The organism is Fictibacillus sp. 5RED26, assembly GCF_015903895.1.
Classification (GTDB): Bacteria; Bacillota; Bacilli; order Bacillales; family Fictibacillaceae; genus Fictibacillus; species Fictibacillus phosphorivorans.
In genome coordinates this window covers 1-1129 of sequence record NZ_JACZDU010000024.1, presented here as the reverse complement: position 1 = coordinate 1129, position 1129 = coordinate 1, and the positions used below count along the sequence as shown (strand labels likewise).

The 1129-nt window shown below is 47.5% G+C and carries 9 tRNA genes and 1 rRNA gene; all 10 read left to right on the top strand.

The window, feature by feature from the left end:
• Positions 1-138: 138 nt before the first annotated feature.
• A 5S ribosomal RNA gene (rrf, locus tag IHV10_RS22645) occupies positions 139-254 on the top strand.
• Between the two features lie 12 nt (positions 255-266).
• A tRNA-Val gene (locus IHV10_RS22640) sits at positions 267-342 on the top strand.
• 13 nt (positions 343-355) lie between these two features.
• Positions 356-431: transfer RNA gene (locus tag IHV10_RS22635), tRNA-Thr, on the top strand.
• Between the two features lie 8 nt (positions 432-439).
• Positions 440-515: transfer RNA gene (locus IHV10_RS22630), tRNA-Lys, on the top strand.
• Between the two features lie 9 nt (positions 516-524).
• Positions 525-608: transfer RNA gene (locus IHV10_RS22625), tRNA-Leu, on the top strand.
• A 27-nt stretch (positions 609-635) separates the two neighbouring features.
• Positions 636-710: transfer RNA gene (locus IHV10_RS22620), tRNA-Gly, on the top strand.
• Between the two features lie 20 nt (positions 711-730).
• A tRNA-Leu gene (locus tag IHV10_RS22615) sits at positions 731-819 on the top strand.
• 7 nt (positions 820-826) lie between these two features.
• Positions 827-903: transfer RNA gene (locus IHV10_RS22610), tRNA-Arg, on the top strand.
• Positions 904-912: 9 nt separating this feature from the next.
• A tRNA-Pro gene (locus tag IHV10_RS22605) sits at positions 913-989 on the top strand.
• A 20-nt stretch (positions 990-1009) separates the two neighbouring features.
• Positions 1010-1085: transfer RNA gene (locus tag IHV10_RS22600), tRNA-Ala, on the top strand.
• Positions 1086-1129 lie beyond the last annotated feature (44 nt).

The window sequence follows — 1129 nt, the reverse complement described above, 5'->3', positions numbered from 1 at the left end:
TAACGTTTGGAAACGTCGTATCTAGTTTTGAGAGAACATAAAAAAATGATGAAAATCATTTAAAAAATCTCTTGCTTTTAAGAATTACATAGAGTATAATTTTATCTTGTCGAGATAAAAAATAACTCGCTAATCTGGTCTAGTGATGATGGCAAAGAGGTCACACCCGTTCCCATACCGAACACGGAAGTTAAGCTCTTTAGCGCCGATGGTAGTTGGGGGTTTCCCCCTGTTAGAGTAGGACGTCGCTAGGCTAGATATAAAATGGAGGATTAGCTCAGCTGGGAGAGCACCTGCCTTACAAGCAGGGGGTCGGCGGTTCGAACCCGTCATCCTCCACCATTTATTCTTACTTGCCGGTTTAGCTCAATTGGTAGAGCAACTGACTTGTAATCAGTAGGTTGGGGGTTCAAGTCCTCTAGCCGGCACCATTTTGCACGAGCCATTAGCTCAGTTGGTAGAGCATCTGACTTTTAATCAGAGGGTCGAAGGTTCGAATCCTTCATGGCTCACCATTTATACACGCGGGTGTGGCGGAATTGGCAGACGCGCTAGACTTAGGATCTAGTGTCTTTGACGTGGGGGTTCGAGTCCCTTCACCCGCACCAATTTCCATTTGATAATTAAATAAGTTTGCGGAAGTAGTTCAGTGGTAGAATACAACCTTGCCAAGGTTGGGGTCGCGGGTTCGAATCCCGTCTTCCGCTCCAAAGTTATTGTTATTGTATGTGCCGGGGTGGCGGAACTGGCAGACGCACAGGACTTAAAATCCTGCGGTAGGTGACTACCGTACCGGTTCGATTCCGGTCCTCGGCACCACATACATGCGCCCTTAGCTCAGCTGGATAGAGTGTTTGACTACGAATCAAAAGGTCGGGAGTTCGAATCTCTCAGGGCGCGCCATGTTTTTTACGGGAAGTGGCTCAGCTTGGTAGAGCACCTGGTTTGGGACCAGGGGGTCGCAGGTTCAAATCCTGTCTTCCCGACCATTATAACGAATATGTTATTTGGGGCTTTAGCTCAGCTGGGAGAGCGCCTGCCTTGCACGCAGGAGGTCAGCGGTTCGATCCCGCTAAGCTCCACCATTTTTCAGAAAATGTTTCTGACATTTTCTTTTTTATTGCAAAAA